29 protein-coding genes are annotated in these 24,394 nt (G+C 73.5%); 26 read left to right on the top strand and 3 right to left on the bottom strand.

Annotated elements, in window-relative coordinates; translation table 11 throughout:
- Positions 1–2: 2 nt before the first annotated feature.
- The 10 genes from ffh to QQX09_RS07595 all read left to right on the top strand — a co-directional run bounded on the left by ffh (position 3) and on the right by QQX09_RS07595 (position 8,877).
- Positions 3–1,613: a signal recognition particle protein gene (gene ffh, locus QQX09_RS07640; RefSeq protein ID WP_301133073.1), complete on the top strand. Its 1,611-nt coding sequence runs from the start codon at positions 3–5 to the stop codon at positions 1,611–1,613.
- 1 nt (position 1,614) lies between these two features.
- Positions 1,615–2,688 (top strand): amidohydrolase family protein, encoded by a 1,074-nt coding sequence (locus tag QQX09_RS07635; protein WP_301133071.1) that lies wholly within the window; start codon positions 1,615–1,617, stop codon positions 2,686–2,688.
- Positions 2,689–2,758: 70 nt separating this feature from the next.
- The gene (locus QQX09_RS07630; RefSeq protein ID WP_301133069.1) at positions 2,759–3,337 is read left to right on the top strand and encodes an FMN-binding protein; all 579 of its coding nucleotides are present in this window, start codon (positions 2,759–2,761) and stop codon (positions 3,335–3,337) included.
- Complete coding sequence (locus tag QQX09_RS07625; RefSeq protein WP_301133067.1) at positions 3,334–4,749, top strand: ferredoxin reductase family protein; 1,416 nt, start codon at positions 3,334–3,336, stop codon at positions 4,747–4,749. The genes QQX09_RS07630 and QQX09_RS07625 overlap by 4 nt, the downstream gene beginning before the upstream one ends.
- A gap of 88 nt (positions 4,750–4,837) precedes the next feature.
- A complete protein-coding gene (locus tag QQX09_RS07620) occupies positions 4,838–6,181 on the top strand; it encodes a ferredoxin reductase family protein (RefSeq protein WP_301133065.1) in 1,344 nt (447 codons plus the stop codon).
- Between the two features lie 10 nt (positions 6,182–6,191).
- On the top strand, positions 6,192–6,611 hold the full coding sequence (locus QQX09_RS07615) for an FMN-binding protein (RefSeq protein WP_301133061.1): 420 nt from the start codon (positions 6,192–6,194) through the stop codon (positions 6,609–6,611).
- Complete coding sequence (locus QQX09_RS07610) at positions 6,608–7,249, top strand: FMN-binding protein (RefSeq protein ID WP_301133058.1); 642 nt, start codon at positions 6,608–6,610, stop codon at positions 7,247–7,249. Before QQX09_RS07615 ends, QQX09_RS07610 begins: the two co-directional genes overlap by 4 nt.
- Positions 7,246–8,022, top strand: coding sequence for an FAD:protein FMN transferase (locus QQX09_RS07605; protein ID WP_301133056.1), 777 nt, complete (start codon positions 7,246–7,248; stop codon positions 8,020–8,022). The genes QQX09_RS07610 and QQX09_RS07605 overlap by 4 nt, the downstream gene beginning before the upstream one ends.
- Before the next feature lie 163 nt (positions 8,023–8,185).
- Positions 8,186–8,644, top strand: coding sequence for a 30S ribosomal protein S16 (gene rpsP / locus QQX09_RS07600; RefSeq protein ID WP_301133054.1), 459 nt, complete (start codon positions 8,186–8,188; stop codon positions 8,642–8,644).
- 2 nt (positions 8,645–8,646) lie between these two features.
- A complete protein-coding gene (locus tag QQX09_RS07595) occupies positions 8,647–8,877 on the top strand; it encodes a KH domain-containing protein (RefSeq protein WP_062287270.1) in 231 nt (76 codons plus the stop codon).
- A 91-nt stretch (positions 8,878–8,968) separates the two neighbouring features.
- Here QQX09_RS07595 and QQX09_RS07590 read toward each other — a convergent pair whose 3' ends face one another.
- The gene (locus QQX09_RS07590) at positions 8,969–9,379 is read right to left on the bottom strand and encodes a hypothetical protein (protein ID WP_301133050.1); all 411 of its coding nucleotides are present in this window, start codon (positions 9,377–9,379) and stop codon (positions 8,969–8,971) included.
- 38 nt (positions 9,380–9,417) lie between these two features.
- Positions 9,418–9,825: a hypothetical protein gene (locus QQX09_RS07585; protein WP_301133048.1), complete on the bottom strand. Its 408-nt coding sequence runs from the start codon at positions 9,823–9,825 to the stop codon at positions 9,418–9,420.
- 75 nt (positions 9,826–9,900) lie between these two features.
- On the opposite strand from QQX09_RS07585, the gene rimM reads away from it, so the two are divergent.
- The 16 genes from rimM (at position 9,901) to QQX09_RS07505 (ending at position 23,518) form a co-directional block, all read left to right on the top strand.
- A complete protein-coding gene (gene rimM / locus QQX09_RS07580) occupies positions 9,901–10,434 on the top strand; it encodes a ribosome maturation factor RimM (protein ID WP_301133046.1) in 534 nt (177 codons plus the stop codon).
- 2 nt (positions 10,435–10,436) lie between these two features.
- Positions 10,437–11,147 carry a tRNA (guanosine(37)-N1)-methyltransferase TrmD gene (gene trmD, locus QQX09_RS07575; protein WP_301133473.1) on the top strand — a complete coding sequence of 237 codons (711 nt, stop codon included), beginning with the start codon at positions 10,437–10,439 and terminating at the stop codon, positions 11,145–11,147.
- 182 nt (positions 11,148–11,329) lie between these two features.
- Positions 11,330–11,677, top strand: a complete 348-nt coding sequence (rplS, locus tag QQX09_RS07570; RefSeq protein ID WP_301133044.1) for a 50S ribosomal protein L19 — start codon at positions 11,330–11,332, stop codon at positions 11,675–11,677.
- A 68-nt stretch (positions 11,678–11,745) separates the two neighbouring features.
- Positions 11,746–12,387 carry a signal peptidase I gene (gene lepB / locus QQX09_RS07565; RefSeq protein ID WP_301133041.1) on the top strand — a complete coding sequence of 214 codons (642 nt, stop codon included), beginning with the start codon at positions 11,746–11,748 and terminating at the stop codon, positions 12,385–12,387.
- A gap of 1 nt (position 12,388) precedes the next feature.
- Entirely contained in the window at positions 12,389–13,042 is a 654-nt protein-coding gene (gene rnhB, locus QQX09_RS07560) for a ribonuclease HII (RefSeq protein ID WP_301133039.1), read from the top strand.
- Between the two features lie 49 nt (positions 13,043–13,091).
- Positions 13,092–13,415: a DUF2469 domain-containing protein gene (locus tag QQX09_RS07555; protein WP_062297270.1), complete on the top strand. Its 324-nt coding sequence runs from the start codon at positions 13,092–13,094 to the stop codon at positions 13,413–13,415.
- Between the two features lie 279 nt (positions 13,416–13,694).
- On the top strand, positions 13,695–14,318 hold the full coding sequence (locus tag QQX09_RS07550; RefSeq protein WP_301133034.1) for a TetR/AcrR family transcriptional regulator: 624 nt from the start codon (positions 13,695–13,697) through the stop codon (positions 14,316–14,318).
- 38 nt (positions 14,319–14,356) lie between these two features.
- Positions 14,357–15,997, top strand: coding sequence for an MDR family MFS transporter (locus tag QQX09_RS07545; RefSeq protein WP_301133032.1), 1,641 nt, complete (start codon positions 14,357–14,359; stop codon positions 15,995–15,997).
- Positions 15,998–16,176: 179 nt separating this feature from the next.
- The gene (locus QQX09_RS07540) at positions 16,177–16,725 is read left to right on the top strand and encodes an RNA polymerase sigma factor (RefSeq protein ID WP_301133030.1); all 549 of its coding nucleotides are present in this window, start codon (positions 16,177–16,179) and stop codon (positions 16,723–16,725) included.
- On the top strand, positions 16,722–17,528 hold the full coding sequence (locus QQX09_RS07535; protein ID WP_301133028.1) for a hypothetical protein: 807 nt from the start codon (positions 16,722–16,724) through the stop codon (positions 17,526–17,528). The genes QQX09_RS07540 and QQX09_RS07535 overlap by 4 nt, the downstream gene beginning before the upstream one ends.
- 84 nt (positions 17,529–17,612) lie before the next feature.
- A complete protein-coding gene (locus tag QQX09_RS07530) occupies positions 17,613–18,428 on the top strand; it encodes a hypothetical protein (RefSeq protein WP_301133025.1) in 816 nt (271 codons plus the stop codon).
- 204 nt (positions 18,429–18,632) lie between these two features.
- The gene (locus QQX09_RS07525; protein WP_301133022.1) at positions 18,633–18,989 is read left to right on the top strand and encodes a YraN family protein; all 357 of its coding nucleotides are present in this window, start codon (positions 18,633–18,635) and stop codon (positions 18,987–18,989) included.
- 20 nt (positions 18,990–19,009) lie between these two features.
- Positions 19,010–20,494 (top strand): YifB family Mg chelatase-like AAA ATPase, encoded by a 1,485-nt coding sequence (locus QQX09_RS07520; protein ID WP_301133019.1) that lies wholly within the window; start codon positions 19,010–19,012, stop codon positions 20,492–20,494.
- Complete coding sequence (dprA, locus tag QQX09_RS07515) at positions 20,491–21,645, top strand: DNA-processing protein DprA (protein ID WP_301133017.1); 1,155 nt, start codon at positions 20,491–20,493, stop codon at positions 21,643–21,645. Before QQX09_RS07520 ends, dprA begins: the two co-directional genes overlap by 4 nt.
- 105 nt (positions 21,646–21,750) lie before the next feature.
- Positions 21,751–22,680 (top strand): tyrosine-type recombinase/integrase, encoded by a 930-nt coding sequence (locus tag QQX09_RS07510; protein ID WP_301133015.1) that lies wholly within the window; start codon positions 21,751–21,753, stop codon positions 22,678–22,680.
- 13 nt (positions 22,681–22,693) lie between these two features.
- Positions 22,694–23,518 (top strand): FliA/WhiG family RNA polymerase sigma factor, encoded by an 825-nt coding sequence (locus QQX09_RS07505; RefSeq protein ID WP_301133012.1) that lies wholly within the window; start codon positions 22,694–22,696, stop codon positions 23,516–23,518.
- Here the strand turns inward: QQX09_RS07505 and QQX09_RS07500 are convergent.
- Positions 23,511–24,065: a murein hydrolase activator EnvC family protein gene (locus QQX09_RS07500; RefSeq protein ID WP_301133010.1), complete on the bottom strand. Its 555-nt coding sequence runs from the start codon at positions 24,063–24,065 to the stop codon at positions 23,511–23,513. The genes QQX09_RS07505 and QQX09_RS07500 overlap by 8 nt on opposite strands.
- Positions 24,066–24,394: the final 329 nt, after the last annotated feature.

Below are 24,394 nucleotides of genomic sequence, written 5' to 3'. Positions count from 1 at the left end.
CCGTGTTCGCCAACCTCTCCGATCGCCTGACAGAGACGTTCCGCAACCTGCGGGGCAAGGGCCGCCTCTCCGAGGCGGACATCGACGGCACCATCCGCGAGATCCGTCGCGCTCTCCTCGACGCCGACGTCGCCGTCCCCGTCGTCCGGACCTTCACCTCGAACATCCGCGAGCGCGCGCTGGGCGCCGAGGTCTCGGGCGCGCTCAACCCGGGCCAGCAGGTCGTCAAGATCGTCAACGAGGAGCTCATCGGCATCCTCGGCGGCGAGACCCGCGCGATGCGCTTCTCCAAGACCGGCCCGACGGTCATCATGCTCGCCGGCCTCCAGGGCGCCGGAAAGACCACCCTGGCAGGCAAGCTCGCGCACCACCTCAAGCAGCAGGGCCACACGCCGCTGCTCGTCGCGGCCGACCTCCAGCGTCCCAACGCCGTCACCCAGCTCAAGGTCGTCGGCGAGCGCGCCGGCGTGCCGGTGTTCGCCCCCGAGGCGGGCGTCACGCGCGAGGACGAGCGCCCCCGCGGCAACCCCGTCAAGGTCGCGAAGAAGGGCCTCAAGGAGGCCGAGCAGCGCCAGCACAGCGTCGTCATCATCGACACCGCGGGCCGCCTGGGCATCGACCAGGAGCTGATGCGGCAGGCCGCGGACATCCGCAAGGCCACCGAGCCCGACGAGGTCCTGTTCGTCATCGACGCGATGATCGGTCAGGACGCCGTCGCCACCGCGACCGCCTTCCAGGAGGGCGTCGACTTCACCGGCGTGGTCCTCACCAAGCTCGACGGCGACGCGCGCGGCGGTGCCGCGCTCTCGGTCGCCGAGGTCACCGGCCGCCCCATCATGTTCGCGTCGACCGGCGAGAAGCTCGACGACTTCGAGGTCTTCCACCCCGACCGCATGGCGTCGCGGATCCTCGACATGGGCGACATCCTCACCCTCATCGAGCAGGCCGAGCGCACGTTCGACCAGGCCGAGGCCGAGCGGATGGCCGAGAAGGTCACCAAGGGTGAGGACTTCACCCTCGCGGACTTCCTCAGCCAGATGCAGCAGCTCAAGAACATGGGCTCGATGAAGAAGATGCTCACCATGCTTCCCGGCATGGGGCAGGTCCGCGACCAGATCGAGAACTTCGACGAGCGCGAGCTGGTGCGCACCGAGGCGATCATCCAGTCGATGACCCCGCTCGAGCGCGACAACCCCAAGGTCCTCAACGGCTCGCGCCGCGCGCGCATCGCCAAGGGCTCGGGCATGCAGGTGTCCGACGTCAACTCGCTCATCAAGCGCTTCGAGCAGGCGCAGCAGATGATGCGTGCGATGTCGCGCGGCGGCGGCATGCCGGGGATGCCCGGGATGCCGGGCGCAGGCGGCGCCCCGGGAGCGTTCGGCGGTCTCCCCGGCGGCAAGAAGTCGAAGGGCAAGCAGGCCCCGCAGCGCAAGGTCAAGGGCAAGTCCGGCAACCCCGCGAAGAGGGCCCAGCAGGAGGCCGATGCGCGGACCAGGGCGGCGTCCGCGCCGGCGGCGTCGCAGGGCTCGGCCTTCGGGATCGGGCAGCAGGCGCCGCAGGACGTCGACAGGGACGCGCTCAACGCGGACCTCTCGAAGTACCTGGGCCGCTGACATGGCGCTCCACCTCACCGGGCCCGTGATCGTCGGGGACGACGACGTTCGCGACGAGGCCTGGGTGGTGGAGGGACGCATCACGTACACCGCGCCGGAGGTCGCCGCGCGGCACGAGGTCGACGGCGTCGTGCTGCCGGGGCTCGTGGACGTGCACTGTCACGTGGGCCTCGACAGCGGGGGAGCGGTCGACCCGGACCTCGCGCTCAAGCAGGCGCTCGTCGACCGCGACGCCGGCACGCTGCTCATCCGCGACGCCGGGTCGCCCACGGACACGCGCTTCCTTGACGACCTCGCGACGGCGCCGCGGCTCATCCGCGCGGGCCGCTTCATCGCGCGCCCGATGCGCTACCTGCGCCACTACGCCCGCGAGATCGACGTCGCGGACCTGCCGACCGCCATGGCCGAGGAGGCGCGCAAGGGCGACGGCTGGGTGAAGATCATCGCCGACTGGATCGACCGCGAGGTCGGCGACCTCACCCCGCTGTGGCCCGCCGACGTGCTCGCCGAGGGCGTCGCCGCGGCCCACGAGGCCGGCGCACGCGTCACCGCGCACACGTTCGCGACCGAGACCATGGACGGGCTGCTCGACGCCGGCATCGACTGCATCGAGCACGGCACCGGCATGACCGCGGACCACATGGACGAGGCGGCGCGGCGCGGCATCCCCGTGGTGCCGACGCTGCTCCAGGTCGCCAACTTCGAGCGGTACGCCGCGCAGGGCGAGGCCCGCTTCCCCGCGTACTCGGCCCGCATGCGGCCCATGCACGAGCGCCGCTTCGCCCATGCGCTCGCGCTCCACGAGGCCGGCGTGCCGCTGCTCGTCGGCACCGACGCGGGCGGCACCATCGGCCACGGCGCGCTTCCCGCGGAGGCCGCGCTCATGGCCGCCGCGGGCATCCCCGCCGCGGAGGTGGTCGCGATGGCCTCCTGGCGCGCGCGCGAGTTCCTGGGCGCCCCGGGCCTCGAGGAGGGCGCTCCGGCGGACCTCGTGGTGTACTCCGAGGACCCCCGCGAGAGCATCGCCGCGCTGTGCACGCCGCGCCACGTGGTGCTGCGCGGCGCGCTCGTCTGAGGCGCCGCTCCCAGCGAACTCCCAGCGGCACCGGGGGCAGGTCCCAGGCGGCGTGGCTGTGATGGGAGCCATGAAGCGTTCATCGGGCATCCTCGTCACCGGCATCTCCGCCACGCTCCTGTCGACCGGCGCCGTCATGGGCTCCGGCTTCCTGTGGCCGGACGATGCGTCGAGCCAGACCGTCGCGGAGGCGCAGCAGGGCGCCACGGCGGACACGTCGACCGGGACCGCGGACGCGGGCTCGACGTCCGACTCGTCGACCGCGACGGACTCGGGCACCACGGACTCCGGTTCGTCGGACACCGGCAGCACCGACACCAGCACCGCCGACCCGAGCGCCACGACCGACACCGCCACCGGCGACTCGGGCACCGCCGTGTACGACGGTGAGGCGGTCACCAGCCGCTACGGCGTCTTCCAGGCGGAGATCACCGTCGAGGACGGGCAGGTCACCGCGATCGACTGGCTCCAGTCCGGCGAGGCCGACCATCACTCGCAGGAGATCAACGACTACGCGATGCCGGTCCTCGAGGAGGCGATCCTCGAGGCGCAGGACGTCAACGTCGGCTACGTGTCCGGCGCGAGCTACACCTCCGAGGCGGTCGAGGACGCCGTCTACAGCGCGATGCAGGCCGCGGGGCTCGCATGACCGCCGTCGCTCCCCGTCCCGCCCGCCGGCCCCAGCCCTTCCGCCCGGCCGCGGACCCGCGCCTCCGTGAGCGCCGCGAGCACGCCGTCGCGCGCAGCCGCCGCCGCGACACCCTCGAGGCGTCCGCGTGGCTCGCCGGCGTGGGCGGGGTGTCGTTCATGCTCGCCTCTGGCACCGTCGACGTCACCTCCGTCGCCGGCCTGCTCACCACGCTCGGCCGGATCGCCGGCATCGCCGCGTCCACGATGATCATGGCCCAGCTCGTCCTCATCGCCCGGATCCCGCTCGTCGAGCGCGTGATCGGCCACGACCGCGCCGCCAGGATCCATTCCCAGCTGGGGCGCATCGGCTTCCTCGTCATCATCGCCCACATCGTGCTGCTGATCGCGGGCTACGCGATGCCCACGCAGACCGGCCTCCTGGCTCAGACCTGGGACTTCGTCGTGGGCTGGGGCGGACCCATGTTCATGGCCAGCGTCGGCTTCGTCGTGCTGTGCGCCGTCGTCGTCACCTCGTACGCGATCGTCCGCAGGCGCTGGCGGTACGAGAGCTGGCACGCGGTCCACGTGTTCAGCTACCTCGCGGTGGGGCTGTCGATCCCGCACCAGCTCACCGACGGCGAGAGCTTCATGAGCATGGGCCTCGCCTGGTGGTACTGGGTGGTGCTCTGGACCGTCGCGGTGGGCGGGCTCCTCGCGTACCGCGTCGTCCGCCCCCTCGCACGGTTCGCGCGCCACCGCGTCCGGGTCGCCGCGGTCGGCACGCTGCCGGACGGCTCCACCGTCGTCGCGATGCACGGGCGCCACCTGCGCCGCATGAACGCCCAGGGCGGCCAGTTCCTCCTCTTCCGCTTCCTCCAGGCCGGCATGTGGGGCCAGGCCCACCCGTACTCGCTGTCGCGCACCGTCCGCGACGGCTGGATGCGGATCACCGTGAAGCCGCTCGGCGACGGGTCCTCCGCCCTCCGCGACCTCAGGCCGGGCACGCGCGTCATGGTCGAGGGACCGCTCGGCACCTTCCACGACGGGTCCCGCTCGGGCGACCACCTGGTCCTCGCGGGGGCCGGGGTGGGCATCACGCCGATCCTCGCGCTGCTCGAGGACGCGGACATCGGCCCCGCCGGCTGCACCGTCATCGTCCGCGCGCACTCCGAGGCGGAGATCCCGCACCTCGACGAGTTCCGCGAGCTCGCCGCGGCCCGCGGCGCGGCCCTCCACGTCCTCACCGGCGGCCGCGGCGACGGCTGGGCCCCCGCCGCGCTCCCCGCCAGGCTGGCGGGGCTCGTGCCCACGATCGCCGGCGCCGACGTGTACGCGTGCGGCCCGCAGCCCTGGGTCGAGGCCGTGATGGACGATGCGGCGCGCGCCGGGGTGCCGGCCGAGCGCCGGCACGCGGAGGAGTTCGCCTGGTAGCAAGTACGATGCATGTGCGCGGGCCGGAACACCACGCCGCCCGCGCGCGTTGGCCCGACAAGCCCGTCCCCGAGCCCCCGGAGGCCCCGTGAGCACCCTCGAGGCGTACGCGAGACGCACCGCCCGCCGCGGCTGGTGGCGCGACGGCCTCGAGGCCTCGATCTACCTGGTGGCCGCCGTCGGGGTCGCGCTCTTCATCGCCTCGGGCGGGCTGCTCGTCACCTCGCCCGTGGACCACCTCTACGGGCTCGGCCGCGTCGCGGGCATCGTCGCCGCGGTGCTCGTGCTCGCGCAGATCACGCTGATCTCGCGCGCCCCCTACGTCGAGCGCGCGCTCGGCCACGACCGCGCCGCCGCGATCCACACGCGGGTGGGCAAGGTCGCGTTCATCCTCATGCTCGTCCACGTGGGGCTCGTCGTGGCGATGAACGCGAGCTACGACGGCCGCTCGTTCCTCGCCGAGGCCGTCGCGCTGTGGGACCTCGGGTGGTTCATGGTGGCCGCCCAGGTGGGGCTCGGCCTCTTCACCGTCGTGGTCGCCACGTCGCTCGTCGCGGTCCGCTCGCGGTGGCGCTACGAGCGGTGGCACGTCGTCCACCTGCTCGTCTACCTCGCGATCCTCGCGGTGGTGCCCCACCAGTTCCTCGAGGGGTCGACGTTCCGCGACGGGGGAGCGGCGTGGTGGTTCTGGCTGGTGCTCTACACGCTGGCCGTCGGCTCGTTCCTGGCCTTCCGCATCGTTCGCCCGCTCGTCCTGCTCGCGCGCCACGACCTGCGCGTCGCGGCGGTCGAGACGCACGCCGACGGCTCGACCAGCGTCGTGATGAGCGGCCGCGACCTCGACCGGCTCGGCGCGCGTCCCGGGCAGTTCCTGCTGTGGCGCTTCCTCGACCGCGAGCGGTGGACCCAGGCCCACCCGTGGTCGCTGTCGCGCGCGCCGCGCCCCGACTCGCTACGCATCACCGTCAAGCCGTCCGGCGACGCCTCGGCCGCGCTGCGCGGACTGAAGCCCGGCACGCGGGTGCTCGCGGAGGGCCCGCTGGGGATCTTCACCGACGTCGAGCGCACCGCGCCCGGCTCGGTGCTCGTCGCCTCCGGCATCGGCGTCACCCCCATCCGCGCGCTGCTCGAGGAGGCGCATGAGCCGTGCACGGTGGTGCTGCGCGTGCGCTCGCGCGACGAGGCGCCCCTCATCGACGAGGTCGAGGCGCTCGCCGCCGAGCGCGGCGCCGAGGTCGTCGTCGTCGCCGGCCCGCGCGGCAGCGGCTGGGGCACGACCGCCGGCGAGAGCCTGGGCGCGCTGGTGCCCGACGTCGCCTCGCGCGACGTGTACGTGTGCGGCCCCGTCCCGTGGGCCGATGCGGTCGAGCTCGACGCGCGCGCGGCCGGCGTGCCCGCGGCGAGCGTGCATCGCGAGAGGTTCGGATGGTGAGGGAGACCCGATGAGGACGATGACCAGGACCGTGGGCGCGCTGGCGTTCGCCGGGGCCGCGACCACGCTGCTCGCCGGCTGCGGCGGCGACGCCGAGGCGGAGCCCGCCGCCGCGACCACGGCGTACGACCCGCTGTACGCCGACGGCGTCTACGACGGTCCCGTCGAGACGAACCCGCGCGGCGACTACCAGGCGCAGGTCGCGATCGAGGGCGGCGTCATCACCGACGTGCAGGCGATCCAGGCGGGCACCCAGGACGCCGAGTCCGTCAGCATCAACGCCCGCGCGATCCCCGAGCTGCGCGAGAAGGTGCTCGAGGCGCAGAGCGCCGACATCGAGGAGGTGTCGGGCGCGTCGTACACGTCGCCCGCGTTCACCGACTCGGTCGCCGGCGCGCTGGAGGACGCCGCGGAGGCGTACTCGTCATGAGGGCGTCCCGAGCGGTGATGGTCGCCGGCGGGTGCGCCGCGATCGTCGGCGCGGGCTGGGCGGCCTCGCCCAAGGAGCTGCCGACGCTCGACCTGGTCGCGCCGTCGAGCCCCGAGGCCTCGCCGAGCGCGACCGCCACCGCCACCGCCGAGCCCGGCGGGTCCGCCGACCCGACGGAGGACCCGAGCCCGGCGCCCACGCCCTCGATCACGTGCGAGCCGGACGACAGCGGCGACGACGAGGACGACGACAAGGAGCGCGAGGACGACGACTGCGCGATCACGACGCCCGCGCCCGCCGCGACCACGCCGAGCCCCACGCCCACCGCGACGGCGACCGCGCAGGCCGACGAGGCGCCCGCATCGTCCACCCACGACGGCCCCGTCGTCAGCAACCTGCGCGGCGACTTCCAGGCGCGCATCACCGTGACCGGCGGCGAGGTCACCGACGTGCAGGCGATCGCGGCGGGCACGCGGGACTCGGAGTCCGTGCAGATCAACGCCCGCGCGATCCCCGTCCTGCGCGACGAGGTGCTCGCGGCGCAGACGTGGGACGTGGCCGCCGTGAGCGGCGCGTCGTACACGTCGCAGGGCTTCACCGAGTCGCTGCGCGGCGCGTTCGCGGAGGCAGGGCTGTGACCGACACGTTCCGCACGACCGTGCACGCGATGGCGATGCCGTTCGTGGTCGAGCTCGACGATGCGGACCCGGCCGAGATCGACGGCGCGCTCGCCCAGTTCCACGCGGGCCTGGTGTGGGCGGACGAGGTGTTCTCGCTGTGGAAGGAGGACTCCTACCTCAGCGGATACCTCCGCGGCGACCTCGTGCTCGAGGAGGCGCCGCACGAGCTGCGCGAGGTGCTCGAGGCGTGCGAGTGGTACCGGGAGGCCACCGGCGGCGGCTTCGACGCGCGCCGCAAGGACGGCGTGCTCGACCCCACGGGCCTCGTCAAGGGCTGGGCGGTGACGCGCGCGAGCCGCCACCTGCGCGCGGCCCGTGCCGCCGACTGGATGGTCGGCGCCTCGGGCGACGTGCTCGTGGCGGGGAACCGGCCGCGGCGCATCGGCATCGCCGACCCGCGCGTCACGGGCGACCCGACGGGCACCCCGGTGGTCGACGTGGTGGAGCTCGGCGGCGCGTTCACCGCGCTCGCGACCTCGGGAGGGGCGCAGGTGGTCGACCACATCTGGGACCCCGTCACGGGCGAGACCGCCCGCCACTACATGCAGGTGTCCGTCGCCGGCCGCGACCTCACCGAGTGCGACGCGTGGGCGACCGCGATCGCCGGCGGAGGGCCGCGCGTCGTCGCCGCCGCGCTCGAGCGCGACCTCGAGGTGCTGCTCATCACGGGTGGGCGCTTCGACGGCACGTACGATGCGCAGTCCTCGCCCGGATGGCCCAGCGTGAGGTGACCCGAGCGCACGGTTGGTCGCGCATCGTCCCATCTGGCACAATAGGGCGCTGGCGCGCACGGCCCTCTACCCGTGCACGCCGATTCGTCTTGCCAGGTCGAGGCTCCCGTGATTCCCCGGGGGCGGCGATCCGGCTCACACCGAATTCAGAAGGAGAACAGCCATGGCTGTCAAGATCCGCCTCAAGCGCTTCGGCAAGAAGCGCGCCCCGTTCTACCGCGTCGTCGTCATGGACTCGCGCACCAAGCGCGACGGCCGTGCCATCGAGGAGATCGGCAAGTACCACCCCACCGAGGAGCCCTCGGTCATCGAGATCGACTCGGAGCGCGCGCAGTACTGGCTCTCGGTGGGCGCGCAGCCCTCGGAGCAGGTCGCCGCGCTGCTCAAGCTGACCGGTGACTGGGCCACCTTCAAGGGTGAGAAGGGCGTGAGCACCGTCAAGGGTGCCTCGGCCAAGACCGACGCCGCCGACGCCATCAAGGCGCAGGCCGACGCCGCCGAGAAGGCGAAGGCCGACGCGGCCGCCGCCAAGGAGGCCGCCAAGGCCGAGGAGGCTGCCGCTGCCGCCGCCGACGCCGAGTCCGCCGACGAGGCCGCCGAGGCCCCCGCCGAGGAGAACTGACGATGGTCGTCGACGCTCTCGAGTTCCTGGTCCGCAGCATCGTCCGCAACCCGGACGACGTCCGTGTGACCGAGCGCTCCGGGCGTCGCGGCACCACCCTCAACGTGGTGGTGCACCCCGACGACCTCCCGCGGGTCATCGGTCGCCGCGGTCGTACCGCGACGGCGATCCGCACGGTCGTCGAGGCCATCGCGCGTGACGACGTCCGCGTCAACATCGTGGACGTCGCCTAGCCTCAGGCTCGACGCACGGCAGGCCCCCTTCCTCCGCTCGGAGGGAGGGGGCCTGCTGCGTGTCCGGGTGCCGGTGGGACGACGCGCGGGCTCAGACCCGCGTGCCGCGGAACCAGGCGGAGGCCCGCCTCGTCGACAGCAGCCCGATGACCGCGAGGGCGATGACGATCTCGATGGCGGCCTGCCAGGCGACCTCGCCGCCCACCTTGCCGAGGCCGTACGCCGCCCCGGCGATGCGCAGCACCATCACGATGATGACGAGCACGCGCGCGCCCTGCGAGCCCATCGCGAGCCCGGCGGCGACGGCGGCCGTGAACACGCCGACCACGAGCGTGGTGAGCCCGTACCAGAGCAGGTTGTCCGCGTTGATGCTCGTGCTGAGGTCGTCCGGGTTGTAGTACAGCCAGATCATCAGCGCGCCCACGACGAGGTCGAGCGCCGCGGCGATCCAGGTCAATGCCGAGACCAGCGTGACGGAAGCGGGACGACGTTCGCTGGCCATGGGACCCTCCTCGGTCGATGCGCGCGGCGCGCTCCCTCTCAGGATGCTCGGAAATAGGCGAACGCGCGAGGCGTGGACAGCGCCAGGACGATGAGCAGCGAGCCCGCGATCTGGCCGAGTGCCTGCCACTTCACCAGGTCGCCCAGGACGCTCCAGGCGTAGACCCCGCCCGCGATGCGCGCCGCCATGATGATCATCACCGCGATGCGGGACAGCTGCGAGCCCGCGGACACGCCGAGCGCGAAGGCGGACGTGAGGAGGCCGACCGCGAGCAGCACGAACGCGTACGCGCGCAGCTCGCTCGCCGTGAGCGCGATGTCGACGCCGCCCATGTTGAGGCTCAGCCACACGAGCGCCGCGCCCGTGACGAGGTCGCCGATGGCCGCGACCCACGTGAGGATCACGACGAAGGTGACGCCCGGCGGGCGTCCCGCGGCTTCTGCCATGGCCTCTCCCCAGGTGGATGACGGGACCACGCTAGCGCGCGCGGCGGCTCCCGCGCCGGAAAGTACCCTGGTGTCATGAGATTGACCGTCGCCCGCATCGGCCGCGCCCACGGGCTCAAGGGGGAGGTGTCGGTCGAGCTGCGCACCGACATCCCCGAGGACCGGCTGGTGCCCGGCGAGGTGTTCGACACCGAGCCCGCCTCCGCCGGCCCGCTCACCGTCGACCGCGTGCGCGTGCAGGCCGGCCGCTGGTACGTCCAGTTCGCAGAGATCCGCGACCGCGACGCCGCCGAGTCCGCGCGCGGCATCGAGCTCACCATCGACGGCGCCGAGTCCGACGAGGACGAGGCGTGGTTCGTCCACCAGCTCGTGGGCCTGGCCGCGGTGTCTCCCGACGGCGGGACGATCGGCGAGGTCGTCGACCTCGTGACGATGCCCGCGCAGGACCTGCTCGTGGTGAAGCAGCCGGGCGGCCACCGCGCGATGATCCCGTTCGTCGAGGAGTTCGTGCCCGAGGTCGACGTCGAGGGCGGCCGCGTGGTGCTCACGCCCCCGTACGGGCTGCTCGCCGGCGAGGAGCCCGAGGTGACCGGGGAGACGTCCGCATGAGGATGCGCATCGACGTCGTCACGATCTTCCCGGAGTTCTTCCGGGTGCTCGACGTGTCGCTGCTGGGCAAGGCGCGCCAGGCCGAGCTCGTCGAGACCCACGTCCACGACCTCCGCGACTACGCGGCCTTCAAGGCCGACGGCACCCCGGACGTGCACCGCACGGTGGACGATGCGCCGTTCGGCGGCGGCGCCGGCATGGTGATGAAGCCCGACGTGTGGGGCAAGGCGCTCGACGACGTGCTACGCCCCACGGGCGTCCTCGTCGTGCCCAGCCCCGCGGGCGTGCCGTTCACGCAGGCGCTCGCGCAGGACCTGTCGACCGCGCCGCAGCTCGTGTTCGCGTGCGGTCGCTACGAGGGCATCGACGCGCGCGTCGCCCAGCACTACGCCGACGCCGGCTACCGCGTGCTCGAGGTGAGCCTCGGCGACTACGTCCTCAACGGGGGAGAGGTCGCCGCCTACGCGATGATCGAGGCCGTCACGCGGCTCATCCCCGGCTTCATGGGCAACGCCCAGTCGATCGTCGAGGAGTCCCACTCCGACGGGCTGCTCGAGTACCCGTCGTACACGCGTCCGCAGTCGTGGCGCGGGCTCGACGTGCCGGAGGTGCTGCTCAGCGGCCACCACGCGCGCGTGGCCGAGTGGCGCCACGAGCAGCAGCTCGCCCGCACCCGCGAGCGTCGTCCCGACCTGCTCCCGCCGGAGGCGTGACGCGCCGGGACCGCCCAGCCCTCGCATCGTCCGGGCACGGTGTGGCAGAATAGTCCCTCGGTGCGCGCGGCGCCGTGACCTGCCACAGGGGGTCCGGCGGCATCCGTGACGCAGCTGAACACACCGATCGCCATCAGGCGGATACCGTGCGTGACCTGTGGCATGTGCGAGGAGAGAAAGTCATGCAGAAGCTTGACCATGTGGTTGCGGACCAGCTCCGCGACGACGTCCCGGCGTTCCGCGCCGGCGACACCGTGAAGGTCCACGTCAAGGTCATCGAGGGCAACCGCTCGCGTATCCAGGTCTTCCAGGGCGTCGTCATCGGCCGCCAGGGCCAGGGCGTCGGCGAGACCTTCACCGTCCGCAAGATCTCGTTCGGCGTGGGCGTCGAGCGCACCTTCCCGGTGCACGCCCCCACGATCGAGAAGATCGAGCTGGACCGCCGCGGCGACGTGCGCCGCGCGAAGCTGTACTACCTGCGCGGCCTTCGCGGCAAGGCTGCTCGCATCCGCGAGAAGCGCGAGAACTAGTCATCGCGACCAGTGCTGACGTGCCGGCGGACGGGAGACCGTCCGCCGGCCGTCGTGCATGGGGCTGGGTGAAGGAGCTCGTCCTCGTCATCGTGAGCGCGCTGCTGCTCTCGCTGGTCATCAAGACCTTCTTCTTCCAGTCGTTCTACATCCCCTCGCCCTCGATGGAGCCCACGCTCGTCGAGGGCGACCGCATCCTCGTCACCAAGTGGCGCCCGGACCCGCTGCCGCTGCGGCGCGGCGACGTCGTGGTGTTCAAGGACCCCGCGAACTGGCTCGGCCACGCGGGTGAGGAGGACAGCGGGCTCACGCTCGTCGTCAAGGACGTCCTCACGTGGACGGGCCTGCTGCCGGAGGACGCGGGCGAGCACCTCGTCAAGCGCGTGATCGGGCTGCCCGGCGACATCGTCGAGTGCACCGACCCGGACGGCCAGGTCACCGTCAACGGCGACGCGCTCGACGAGGACTACATCGCCGAGGGCTCCCGCCCGTGCGGCACCACCTTCCGCGTCGAGGTCCCCGCGGGCTACCTGTGGGTCATGGGCGACAACCGCGACGACTCCGCGGACTCCCGCGCCCACATGGGCGACCCCGGCGGCGGCACCGTCCCCGTCGACAACGTCGTGGGCACCACGTTCGCCGTCGTGTGGCCGTTCGACCGCTTCGGCGGCGTCGGCAACCCGTTCGACGACCAGGCCGCCCAGGAGTGACGTGACGGTCTCGCTCCTCCACGAGGCCGCCCTGTGGGACGCCGGCTTCGACGCCGTCGCCGGCATCGACGAGGCGGGCCGCGGCGCGCTCGCCGGTACCGTGAGCGTCGGCGTCTCCGTCGTCACCCGCTGCGACTCCTGGCCCGACGGCCTCACCGACTCCAAGCTGCTGAGCGCGGCCCGCCGCGAGGCGATGCTCGAGCCGCTCGCATCCTTCGGCGTCGCCCGGGCCGTGGGCCACGCCTCGTCCGCCGAGATCGACGAGGTCGGCATCGTCGCCGCCCTCCGCCTCGCCGCGCGTCGCGCGCTCGACGCGATCCCCGTGGCGGTCGACGCCGTCCTGCTCGACGGCACCCACGACTGGCTCACGCCGCCGCCCGCGGACCTCTTCTCCGACCATGCGGACGAGTGGGAGGCGCCTCCGGTCACGATGATCGTCAAGGGCGACCGCGCGTGCGCCTCGATCGCCGCCGCCTCCGTGCTGGCCAAGGTGGAGCGCGACGCGCTGATGGCGGCCGCCCACGAGGATCACCCCGAGTACGGCTGGGACTCCAACAAGGGCTACGGCGCCGCCTCGCATCTGGAGGCGCTGCGCACCCACGGCCCGTCGCCCCTGCACCGGGTCTCCTGGAAGCTGCCGTTCCGCGCCTCGTGACCCGGCGCGGCATTCGCCAAGCCGGGGGGTTTGCGGGCATCCTTGACGGGTGAGCCACGAAGACCTCGAGAACTACGAGACCGAAGCCGAGCTCGCGCTCTACCGCGAGTACCGCGACGTGGTGGGACTGTTCCAGTACGTCGTGGAGACCGAGCGTCGGTTCTACCTGTGCAACAAGGTGGACCTCCAGGTCAAGGCGTCCGGCGGTGACATCTACTTCGAGGTGACCATGGCCGACGCCTGGGTCTGGGACGTCTACCGCAGCGCGCGCCTCGTGAAGAACGTGCGCGTCGTGACGTTCAAGGACGTCAACATCGAGGAGCTCGCGCGCGACGACGACCTCCCCGACATCCGTCAGATCCGCGGCCGCTGAGCCGCACCCGTCCACGAGGCCCCCGGTGACAGCCGGGGGCCTCGTGCGTTCCGGGGCCGTGTCCGCGGCCCGCTGCACCGCCGGCGTCCCCCCCCCCCAGCAGCCGGCGTACCTCGCGCATCGTCCTCACCAGGACCAGGGACGATGCGCGCGAGCCTGGTCTCATGCGCCGGTTCGGGAGGGGGAGGGAGGGGTGCCCGTGCGTCACCCGCAGGCCTGCCTGCAGTCCGCGCAAATCTGCACTTGACGCAAAAGTGCAGAGACTGCAAGAATGTGAGCATGCCCACCGCCGCCCCCGTCCTCGGACTCCGTGAGCGCAACCGCCTCCGCCGCACCCGCCGCGTCGAGCGCGCCGCGCTCACGCTCGCCCTCGAGCTCGGCGTCGACAACGTGACGGTGGACATGATCTGCGAGGCGAGCGACATCTCGCCCCGGACCTACTTCAACTACTTCGGCACCAAGGAGGGGGCGCTCATCGGCCCCGAGCCGTCGGTGCCCGACGAGGCCTTCGTCGACGAGTTCGTGCAGGCGCGCGGCCCGCTCGTCGAGGACCTCATGCTGCTCATCGCCCGCGGCTTCTTCGCCACGGAGCCCGACCGCGACGTGTTCACCATGCGCCGCGAGCTGTACGCCAAGGAGCCCTCGCTTCAGGCCGTGCAGGTGGCGCGGATGGCCGGCAAGCGCCAGGCCACCGCCGAGCTCGTGCGCCGCCGCCTCGCGTCGCAGCACCCCGACATGCCCGAGACCGAGGCGCGCGACGAGGCCCAGCTCGTCATGAGCGTCGCCTTCGGCGCCTTCCCCGTCATCAGCCGGCTGTGGATCGAGCGGTCCGGCGAGGAGGCGGAGGTCGAGACCTACATCCACGCGGCGATCGCGCGCATCCGGCGCATCGTCTCACCTTGACGCGCGACCCGCGTCCGTCCCCGTTCGAAAGAGAGACCATGACCACCACCACACCGGCGCGCGCTGCCGAGGCGCCCGCCACCGACCGCAGGGGCATCCTGCTGGTCTTCGTGGGGCTCATGACGGCCATGCTGCTGTCGGCCCTCGACCAGACCATCTTCTCCACCGCGCTGCCGACCATCGTCGGCGAGCTCGACGGCGTCGACCACATGCTGTGGGTCACCACCGCCTACATCCTCGCGGCGACGATCATGATGCCGGTCTACGGCAAGCTGGGCGACCTCATCGGCCGCAAGTCGCTGTTCATGATCGCGATCGGCCTGTTCATGGTCGGCTCCGTCGTGGGTGCGCTGTCGGGCGGCATGACCGAGCTCATCGTCGGCCGCGCGATCCAGGGCCTGGGCGGCGGCGGGCTGATGATCCTGTCGCAGGCCGTCATCGCGGACATCGTCCCGGCGCGCGAGCGCGGCAAGTACATGGGCCTCATGGGCGGCGTGTTCGCGCTCGCCTCGGTCGTCGGCCCGCTGCTCGGCGGCTGGTTCACCGAGTCGATCGGCTGGCAGTGGTGCATGTGGATCAACGTGCCGCTGGGCCTGATCGCCATGGCGTCGGTCGCGATCTTCCTCCACCCCGCGCCGCGCGACCGCGCCAAGCCGCGCCTCGACGTGGCCGGCATGGCCCTCATCGCGGTCGCGTCCGCCTCGCTCGTCCTGTTCACCTCGTGGGGCGGCGGCCAGTACGCGTGGAGCTCGCCGGTCATCCTCGGTCTCGTCGCCCTCACCGTGGTCGCGGGCGTCGCCTTCGTCCTGGTCGAGCGTCGCGCCGCCGAGCCGATCATGCCGCTCGAGATGTTCAAGCACCGCAACTTCAACCTCACCACCGCGGCCGGCCTGCTCATGGGCATCGCGATGTTCGGCACCCTGGCCTACATGCCCACCTACCTGCAGATGGTGGCCCAGGTCGACGCGACCACCGCGGGCCTGCTGATGATCCCGATGATGGGCGCGATGCTGCCCACGTCGATCATCGTGGGCCGCACGGTCTCGCGCACCGGCCGCTACAAGGTCTACCCGATCGTCGGCGCGGTCATCATCGCGGTCGCGATGTTCCTGCTGTCGACCATGAGCGCCACGCAGCCCCTCTGGGTCACCTGCACGTACCTCGCGATCTTCGGCATGGGCCTCGGCCTCCAGATGCAGGTGCTCGTGCTGATCGTGCAGAACACGTTCCCGCTGTCGATGGTCGGCACGGCCACCGCCGCGAACAACTACTTCCGCCAGATCGGCGCCTCGCTCGGCGCCGCGGTCGTGGGCTCGATCTTCACCAACAACCTCATCGCGCTGCTGACCGAGCGCGTGCCGGGCGGCGTGTCCTCCCTGGGCGACGCCAACTCGCTCACGCCCGAGTCCGTCACGGAGCTCCCGCAGCAGGCGCAGGACATCATCGTGGGCTCGTACAACGACGCGCTCACGCCGGTGTTCCTCTACATCGTGCCGCTCGCGCTGCTGGCGCTCGTGCTGCTGATGTTCGTCACGGAGGTGCCGCTGCGCACCACCCTCGAGCGTGACGCGGTCCCCGAGGCGCTCGATGTCGAGGGTGTCCCCGTCGAGGAGGGCGACGCGCAGGCGGACGCCGGCGCCGACCGCGACGCCGATCGCCGCGAGCCCGCGGTCGTCTAGCGCGAGGTTCGTCCCGGAAGGGCGGGGAGGAGCGATCCTCCCCGCCCTTCGTCGTACCCGGGGACGATGCGGCGCGCGCCTCGCGCACCCGCCGCCGTGCAACCTTCGCGCCCCGCCTGGTGTGATGGGGACGGAAGGGGCAGGAGGCCGGGGCGGGGTCCCGGGGACGGGGGAGACGCGTGACTGCATGGGAGGGCGTGCTCGAGCGGCTGGTGGTCGAGAGGCGCAGCACGCTCGTGGGCTACGCCTTCGTGCTGTGCGCCGACCGCGCGGCTGCCGAGGACCTCGTGCACGACGCGATCATCCGCACCTTCTCCCGCGCGACCGGCCTCAAGGACGTCGCGCACGCCGAGGGCTACGTCAAGCGGACCATCCGCACGCAGTACCTCAACGGTCGGCGTCACGACGCCGTGCTCCGGCGCAAACGCCACCTGCTCGTCGCCGCGCCCGCGGCCGCCGCCGACGTCGGCGTGGTCGAGCAGGCGGATCTCAGGGCGGCGCTCGCGGAGCTGCGCCCGCAGGAGCGCGCCTGCGTGCTGCTCCGCTTCTACGACGGGCTCGCGCTCGCCGAGATCGCGGCGGAGCTGCAGATCGGCGTCGGCACCGTCAAGCGCTACCTGTTCAACGCCACCCGTCGCCTGCGAGGGATCCTCGAGGTCGATGACGCCGACCTGGAGGTCGAGACCATGAGCGCGCGAGTGACGTCGCCGGAACGGAGGACGCGATGAGGCCCGATGTGAGCGAGGGCATCCACGCGCTCGTCGAGTTCGAGGCGCAGACCTTCGACGCCGGTCACGCCTCGCCGGACCTGCGCCTGTACCGCCGGGCGATCGCGCCACGCCGCGCCGCGCGCCTCGCCGCCCGCACCGCGGCGGCGGTCACGGCGGTCGCGGGCGTCGTCGTCGTGGGCCTGCTCGTGGCCGACGATCCCGGTCCCGATCGGATGGTGGCGACCACCGTCGAGGCGCTGCGGGGCTTCGCGCCGGAGGCGCCGCCCCTGACCTTCGCGCCCGATGGGGCCGCGGTCGAGGCGGGCCGGTCCGATGCGGAGCCGGCGGGCCAGCGGGTGGGGTGCGCCTCGCTGGACGAGTACGCGGCGCTCACGCGACCGGCCGATGTCTGGTCCGGATCCCGTGACCCCGTGATCGCGGTGGGCTCGCTGACCGAGCCGGGTGCCGTCACGGGCGCCATCGTCACGGTGCGAGGCTTCGGCGCGGCGGACGAGGCGGGCGGATTCGTGGACGGCTTCGCCTCGCTCGCCACGGCGTGCGGCTCGGGGGTGCGGTCCGATGCGGGGCTGTTCGGGACCGCCTCGGAGGCGTCCGCGGTGAGGGTGGCCGCCGTTCCCGTCTCGGGATCGGAGGCACCCGCGGCGCACGCGACGGTCGCGCTGGCAGCGGGCGGCACCTACGAGGTCTACCTTGTCGCGGCGTCCGATGCCGCCGTCAGCGTGGTGGTGCCGCCAGGCGCACCCGACGTCGGACCCGAGGTGCTCGAGCAATTCGTGTCGTACGTGCGCGACCTCGGCTGAGGTCTCATGCAACCCGTACGGCGCCTCGGGTGTGTCGATCGTGGGACCGCCGCACCGGTGGCGGCTCGGGGGAGGGAAGGCATCATGATGATCTCGGCACGTGGGAGCGCGATGCTCGTGGCGATCGCGGCGACCGTCCTCGCCGGTTGCTCGGCATCACCGGACGACGATGCGGCACCGTCGTCCGAGGCTTGGCAGGCCGCGGACGACGGGTCGATCGACGGAGACGCGGACCTGGCGAGCTTCGAGCTCGATGTCGACGGGTACTGGCTCGAACCGCCGAACGGGGAGGGGACGAGCGCGCTGGAGATGTCGGTCGGGAGCCTGGCGCTCGGCAACGTCGAGGACGACTTCGACCCGACGGACTGCTTCCCGCTGTACCTCGCATCCACGCTCTCGACCGAGGACGACGCGGACGCCTTCGCCGACGACATCCGGATCGAGCACGGGTGGGTGCTCCCGGAAGGCCTCGACATCGAAGGGGTCTGGGAGGATCCCGAGAGCAGCGCGGCCGAGCTCATCACGCGCGGGTTCGGGACGTCGGAGCTGCCGGTGCAGATGGTGCAGGGTGCGCTCGATGCGGCCGGAGCCTGCGACGCGTACGTGGAGACGCACGACACGGGGGACGGCGGGCAGATCGTGACCCGGTGGTCGGGGACCTCGGCGACGGTCCTGCCGACGGAGCAGCTGGCGGGCGAGGCGGTGCGGATCGACCGCACCCTCGACAGCCAGGTGCTGCCCGGGCTCGGCGAGGACGAGCTGGACGAGCCCCTGACCACCTACCTCTACGCGTACGGTCCGTACCTCTTCTGCCTGCAGATGTCCGGACCGGCCGACGACGGCCTGGCGGCATCGGTCTTCGTCGGGCTCGAGGAGCACGTGTCGGACGTGCCGGCGTAGGGAGCGCCTCCGCCTCGCCGGTCGGGGCGGCGCGGACGCGGGGTCGGGGTGGAGCGAACCGCCCCGGCCCCGCGTGCTCATCGGCGTGGGCTCCGCCTCCCACCGATGCGCACGGCACGCGCTGCCGTGCACGTCATCCACCGATCCCGACCCCTCGTGACGGCGGGCGTGCGCATCGTCCACCGTGGACGCGGAGGTGGGGCGATGGCGGTCAAGGACGAGGTGGGCCGGTACGGCGAGGAGCTCGCGGCGCGCCGGCTGGTCGAGGACGGGTGGGAGCTGCTCGCGCGCAACTGGCGCTGCGGGCTCGGGGAGGTCGACATCGTCGCGCGCGACGGTGCCGAGGTCGTCTTCGTCGAGGTGAAGACGCGCCGCTCCGACGCGTTCGGCGGGGCGCTCGCGGCCGTCACGGCGGCGAAGGTGCGCCGGCTGCGCCGGCTCGCGGGGGAGTGGCTCGCCGCTCAGCCGGTCGTGTGGGCCGGTGCCCGCATCGACGTGGTCGCGGTGACGTTGCCTCGCTCGGGCCCGGCGGTGCTCGAGCACCTGCGGGGCATCGGGTGATCGGGCGGTGCCGCTCGGTCGTGCTGACGGGTCTCGCAGGCCACGTCATCGACGTCGAGGCGCATGTGGCGCGCGGGCTCCCGGCCTTCACCATCGTCGGGCTGCCCGACGCATCCCTCGCCGAGGCGAAGGACCGGGTGCGTGCCGCGGTGGCCTCGTCGGGGGTCGAGTGGCCGCGGCACCGGATCACCGTCAACCTGTCACCCGCGTCGCTGCCGAAGTCCGGCCCCGCCACGGACCTCGCGATCGCCGTCGCGGTGCTCGCGGCGGCGCGGACCGTCGACGCGGAGCGGGCGCGGGACCTCGTGCTCGTGGGCGAGCTGGGGCTCGACGGCCGGGTCCGTCCCGTCCGCGGCGTCCTTCCCGCCGTCGCCGCGGCCGTCGAGGCCGGCGCGGTGCACGTCGTGGTGCCCGCGGGCAACGCGGCCGAGGCGGCGCTCGTGGCCGGCGCGCGCGTCGACGGCGCCGCCGCTCTCGCGACGGTGCTGCGCGCCCTCGGAGCCGACGCGCATCCCGAGTCCGTCGAAGCCGTGCGTGCGCCGGTCGTGGCGCGCGCCCGTACCGAGCCGCCCGACCTCGCCGACGTCCGCGGCCAGGAGACGGCCAGGGCCGCGCTCGAGGTGGCCGCGGCGGGCGGACACCACCTGCTCATGCTCGGTCCGCCGGGCGCGGGCAAGACGATGCTCGCCGAGCGGCTGCCCGGGATCCTCCCCGATCTCGACGATGCGGAGGCCGTTCGCGTCACCGCGGTGCACTCGCTCGCGGGGACGTTCGACGCGTCGCACGGGCTGCTGCGGCGGCCGCCCTTCGAGGCGCCGCACCACACCGCGTCGTCGGCCGCGATCGTCGGCGGCGGCGCGGGGCTCGCGCGGCCGGGGGCGGTCTCCCTCGCGCACGCGGGCGTGCTCTTCCTCGACGAGGCACCCGAGTTCCCCACGCGTGTGCTCGACACCCTGCGCCAGCCGCTCGAGCGCGGCGAGATCGTGCTCCATCGCGCGCACGGCGCGACGCGCTACCCCGCCCGCTTCCAGCTGGTGCTCGCCGCGAACCCGTGCCCGTGCGGCCGCTTCGTCGGCACCGGGGAGGGGTGCTCGTGCGCACCGATCGCGCGTCGCCGGTACCTCTCACGGCTGTCGGGGCCGCTGCTCGACCGCATCGACATCCAGGTGCCGGTCGCCGCCGCCGCGCGCGCGGACGGGCCGGGCGAGCCCAGCGCCGTGGTCGCGGCCCGTGTCGCCGCCGCGCGCGGTGCGGCGGCCGAGAGGCTGGCCCCGCACGGCTGGCGCGTGTGCGCCGAGGTGCCGGGGACGTGGCTGCGCGAGGCGACGTCGCGCGCCGCGTGCGTCGGGCTGTGGCGCGCCGTCGAGCGCGGCGCGCTCACGGCCCGGGGCTTCGATCGCGCGCTTCGGCTGGCATGGACGCTTGCCGACCTCGAAGGCGTGGCATCGCCCGGAGCCGATCACGTCGCCGAGGCGCTCGCGCTGCGCCAGGGGGTCGCGGCATGACCGCCGGAGAGGACGCCCGGCTCGTGTGGAGCGCGATCGCGGAGCCGGCCGACGAGGAGGCGGGATGGCTCGTGGGCCGTCTGGGGCACGAGGCGGCCCTCGCGTGGGTGCGCGAGGCGGCGCGCGACCCGGTGGGTGCGACGGTCGCGCTCGCGGCCGAGCCGGCGCGCGTCGACCGCGTCCTCGCGTCGCTCGGCCGGTGGACGCCGCGGCTCGACGCGGCGCGCCCGGACGAGCTGCGTGAGCGGGCCGCGCGCGTCGGCGCGCGGATCATCGTGCCCGGCGAGCCAGGCTGGCCCCGGGAGCTCGACGACCTCGGCGAGGGAGCCCCGCACGCGTTGTGGGTCCGCGGCGACGTCGACCTCGCCGCGCGCTGGCCGCGGTCGGTCGCGGTCGTCGGGTCCCGCGCCGCCACCGCGTACGGCGAGCACGTCGCCGCCGAGATCGCAGCGGTCGCCGCCGACGCGGGCCTCGCGGTGGTGAGCGGCGGCGCCTACGGGATCGACGCAGCCGCGCATCGCGGGGCGCTCACCGCGGGCGGCGTCACCGTCGCCGTCCTCGCGGGAGGCGTCGACCGCCTCTATCCCGCGGGCAACGCCGCCCTCCTCGCCCGGGTGATCGCCACCGGGGCGGTCGTGAGCGAGCAGCCTCTCGGCTTCGCGCCGCAGCGGCAGCGCTTCCTCAGCCGCAACCGCCTCATCGCCTCGGCCGGCGCCACCGTCGTGGTCGAGGCCGCCCATCGTTCGGGCGCGCTCAGCACCGCCCGCCACGCGGGTGCGCTGCACCGGACCGTCGCCGCGGTACCGGGTCCCCTCACCTCCGCCGCCTCGGTCGGATGCCACCGCCTCGTGCGGGACCACGAGGCCGAGCTGCTGGCGGCTCCCGCGGACGTGCTCGAGCTCGCGCTGCCGGTGGGGGAGGCGCCGGACCCGGACGGCCCGCCGGGCGACGGTGAGGGTTTCCGGAGCCGCGCGGAGCGCCAGGCCTTCGGCGCGATCCCGCGCCGTGGCGCGCCCCTGGGCGTCATCGCGATCGCCGCCGGGCTGACCGAGAAGGAGGCGCAGGAGGCGCTCGGAGCGCTCGCCGGGCGCGGGCTCGCGCGGGCTGTGTCAGGGGTCTGGACCAGGGCCGATGCCGCCCAAGGTGCCTGATAAATCGGACAATCCACAACAAAAGATGCGTGAATGGTGGGGATGATGTTACAAATGTGACTCAAGGTATTGATTTGACAGGTGAGACGGTGCCATGGTGGCGCCATGACCAGCACGGATGCCGCAGCCAGCGAGCTGCTCGCAGCCTTCGAGGGGCACCTGCGCCATGAGCGCGGCCTCTCGGGCAACACCGTGCGCGCCTACCTCGGCGATCTGGTCAACCTCGGCGCCCACCTCGGGGCCGAGCGGGGGGAGTCCCTCGACGCCGTCCTCGCCGCCGTCGCGTTGGCCGACCTCCGCGCGTGGCTGGCCGCCATGGACGGCGACGGCCTCAGCCGCACCACCCTTGCCCGCCGCGGCGCCGCCGCGCGGGCCTTCTTCGCGTGGGCGTCCGACACCGGGCGCATCGTCCCGAACCCGGCGCTGCGGCTCGCCTCCGCCCGCCCGGCCACGACCCTGCCGACCGTGCTGAGCACGTCCGAGGTGGAGACCCTGCTCGACGTCGCCCGCACCCGCGCCGACGACGGGGACCCCATCCACCTGCGCGACTGGGCCGCTGTCGAGCTGCTCTACGCGACCGGCATGCGCGTGGGAGAGCTCGCCGGGGTCGACCTGCGCCACCTCGACCTCGACGAGCGCCTCGTGCGCGTGGTCGGCAAGGGCGACAAGGAGCGCGTGGTGCCGTTCGGCGTGCCGGCCGCCGCCGCGACCACGGCGTGGCTCGAGCGGGGCCGCCCCGCCCTCGTGAGCGAGGGCACCGGGTCCGCGCTGCTGCTCGGACGCCGCGGCCAGCGTGTCGACCAGCGTCAGGTCCGCGAGGCGGTCCACGAGCTGTGCCGGCTCGCCGACGTCGACGAGGTCGCCCCGCACGCGCTGCGGCACACCGCGGCCACCCACCTGCTCACCGGCGGCTCCGACCTGCGGAGCGTCCAGGAGGTCCTCGGTCACGCGAGCCTCGCCACCACCCAGCGCTACACCCACGTGTCCGCCGAGCGGCTCCGCGCCGCCTACCACCTCGCTCATCCGCGCGCCTAGAGGGAGACGCCCCATGTCCGAGCTCAACAGCCTGCTCTCCGAGATCGAGCCGGTGGCCCCGACCTCCGTCGCCGGCGCCTCGCCCGCCGTCACCGCGTGGTGGGAGCTGCTCGCCGCCGGCGGACCCGACCGCGCCGCCGCCCGCGACGCGCTCATCACGCACTACGCCCCGCTCGTCACGCAGGTCGCGACCCGCGTGATCGCGAAGCTGCCCGACACCGTCGAGCTCGCCGACCTCGTCTCCTACGGGATGTTCGGCCTCATCGACGCGGTCGAGCGCTTCGAGCCCGCGCGCGGCTTCAAGTTCGAGACGTACGCCGCCACCCGCATCCGCGGAGCGATCATCGACGAGCTCCGCGCCGCCGACTGGGTGCCGCGCTCCGTGCGGTCCAAGGCCCGCACGCTCGAGCACGCGACCCGCCAGCTCGAGCAGGAGACCCTCGGCCAGGTCTCCGACGAGGACGTCGCCGCGCATCTCGGCTGGGCCACCGCCGAGGTCCGCACCGTCCGTGCGCAGGTCGCGCTGTCGCACGTGGCCGCGCTCGACGGCATGCCCGCCGAGCCGGACACCCAGCCGATCCCCACGCTCGGCTCGCCCGCCATGGCGCAGGCCTCGACGCGTCTCGAGCAGCGCGAGACCTCCGCGCTGCTCGCGGCCGCCGTCCAGGGCGTGCGCGACCGCGAGCAGGAGGTGCTCCGCCTCTACTACTACGAGAACCTCACGCTCGCACAGATCGGTGAGATCCTCGGCGTCACCGAGTCCCGCGTCTCGCAGATCCACTCCGCCGCCGTGAAGAAGCTCCGCGAGTCGCTGGTCCGCACCGGCGCCTTCAGCTGAGCCCCCACGCGGCGCCGGTCCCGCCGAGCGGGAGCAGCACCACCGGCCCGAAGCCCTCGAGCATGTCGAGCGGGTCCACGTAGGCCCCGTCGACACGCACGCCCCAGTGCACGCACGTCGCGGGTGCGCAGTGACCCGGCTCGCCGCCCACCTCCCCGACAGGCTCGCCGCGCGCGACGCGCGTGCCGACAGGCGGCGCGTGCGCGACCGGCTCGAGCGAGGACACCACCCCGCCGCCGTGGTCGATCGACACCACGCCGCGGTCGACGACGCGGCCCGCATAGGACACCACGCCCGCGGCGGGCGACGCGACGGTGCCGCCCGGCGCGGCGAGCAGGTCGATGCCGCGGTGCCCGGCCGCCCACGGCGAGGGCGGAGCGACGAACAACGTCCGCGCATGCACCGGCGCGACCGGGGACGCGAGCGGGGGCGACGGGCCCGCGACAGCGGCGGCCGGGGGAGCGGCCCCAGCCGGCGAGGCCGCCGCGGCGCCGGCGAGGACACCGGCGACGGCGAGCGCGGTGAGGACCGTCGGGTACCGTCTCATGAGGCGACGATGCGCGCGTCGAGGGCGGCGCGCGAGGCCCGTCGCCGCACCGGTGGAGCCCTCGGCAGGGACGCGGTGACGGGGACATCGCCCCGATTCGCCGCGGAGGCCGCCGCTCCGGTACGATTGACCCCGCATCCGGCATGCCCGGATGACGTCGCGCGTCATTCGCCTCCTGCGGGAGGCGCCGGAAGGGCGAGGTCCGAGCAATCGGTGCCCGACCGCGTTGGCGCCAGGGATGCGAGCCGCCCGGCCCGCATCGTCAACCGAAACGGCACCCCAGGCGGTGCCAAGAGAACAAGCACGCGCCGCGCGCGCGCGAAAGGAAG

Origin of the sequence: Demequina litoralis (assembly GCF_030418455.1) — a bacterium.
GTDB lineage: Bacteria > Actinomycetota > Actinomycetes > Actinomycetales > Demequinaceae > Demequina > Demequina litoralis.
This window is presented reverse-complemented; position numbering and strand designations above follow the sequence as displayed.

What these genes read in the sequence shown, in the direction of transcription:
- QQX09_RS07635 (WP_301133071.1), top strand. Translation starts at nt 1,615, where the DNA reads ATGGCGCTCCACCTCACCGGGCCCGTGATCGTCGGGGACGACGACGTT.
- QQX09_RS07530 (WP_301133025.1), top strand. Translation starts at nt 17,613, where the DNA reads ATGATGATCTCGGCACGTGGGAGCGCGATGCTCGTGGCGATCGCGGCG.
- rpsP (WP_301133054.1), top strand. Translation starts at nt 8,186, where the DNA reads ATGGCTGTCAAGATCCGCCTCAAGCGCTTCGGCAAGAAGCGCGCCCCG.
- QQX09_RS07625 (WP_301133067.1), top strand. Translation starts at nt 3,334, where the DNA reads ATGACCGCCGTCGCTCCCCGTCCCGCCCGCCGGCCCCAGCCCTTCCGC.
- QQX09_RS07615 (WP_301133061.1), top strand. Translation starts at nt 6,192, where the DNA reads ATGAGGACGATGACCAGGACCGTGGGCGCGCTGGCGTTCGCCGGGGCC.
- QQX09_RS07505 (WP_301133012.1), top strand. Translation starts at nt 22,694, where the DNA reads ATGTCCGAGCTCAACAGCCTGCTCTCCGAGATCGAGCCGGTGGCCCCG.
- QQX09_RS07550 (WP_301133034.1), top strand. Translation starts at nt 13,695, where the DNA reads ATGCCCACCGCCGCCCCCGTCCTCGGACTCCGTGAGCGCAACCGCCTC.
- QQX09_RS07545 (WP_301133032.1), top strand. Translation starts at nt 14,357, where the DNA reads ATGACCACCACCACACCGGCGCGCGCTGCCGAGGCGCCCGCCACCGAC.
- rimM (WP_301133046.1), top strand. Translation starts at nt 9,901, where the DNA reads ATGAGATTGACCGTCGCCCGCATCGGCCGCGCCCACGGGCTCAAGGGG.
- QQX09_RS07500 (WP_301133010.1), bottom strand. Translation starts at nt 24,065, where the DNA reads ATGAGACGGTACCCGACGGTCCTCACCGCGCTCGCCGTCGCCGGTGTC.
- QQX09_RS07535 (WP_301133028.1), top strand. Translation starts at nt 16,722, where the DNA reads ATGAGGCCCGATGTGAGCGAGGGCATCCACGCGCTCGTCGAGTTCGAG.
- QQX09_RS07610 (WP_301133058.1), top strand. Translation starts at nt 6,608, where the DNA reads ATGAGGGCGTCCCGAGCGGTGATGGTCGCCGGCGGGTGCGCCGCGATC.
- QQX09_RS07585 (WP_301133048.1), bottom strand. Translation starts at nt 9,825, where the DNA reads ATGGCAGAAGCCGCGGGACGCCCGCCGGGCGTCACCTTCGTCGTGATC.
- QQX09_RS07590 (WP_301133050.1), bottom strand. Translation starts at nt 9,379, where the DNA reads ATGGCCAGCGAACGTCGTCCCGCTTCCGTCACGCTGGTCTCGGCATTG.
- QQX09_RS07630 (WP_301133069.1), top strand. Translation starts at nt 2,759, where the DNA reads ATGAAGCGTTCATCGGGCATCCTCGTCACCGGCATCTCCGCCACGCTC.
- dprA (WP_301133017.1), top strand. Translation starts at nt 20,491, where the DNA reads ATGACCGCCGGAGAGGACGCCCGGCTCGTGTGGAGCGCGATCGCGGAG.
- QQX09_RS07595 (WP_062287270.1), top strand. Translation starts at nt 8,647, where the DNA reads ATGGTCGTCGACGCTCTCGAGTTCCTGGTCCGCAGCATCGTCCGCAAC.
- rplS (WP_301133044.1), top strand. Translation starts at nt 11,330, where the DNA reads ATGCAGAAGCTTGACCATGTGGTTGCGGACCAGCTCCGCGACGACGTC.
- QQX09_RS07510 (WP_301133015.1), top strand. Translation starts at nt 21,751, where the DNA reads ATGACCAGCACGGATGCCGCAGCCAGCGAGCTGCTCGCAGCCTTCGAG.
- QQX09_RS07525 (WP_301133022.1), top strand. Translation starts at nt 18,633, where the DNA reads ATGGCGGTCAAGGACGAGGTGGGCCGGTACGGCGAGGAGCTCGCGGCG.
- trmD (WP_301133473.1), top strand. Translation starts at nt 10,437, where the DNA reads ATGCGCATCGACGTCGTCACGATCTTCCCGGAGTTCTTCCGGGTGCTC.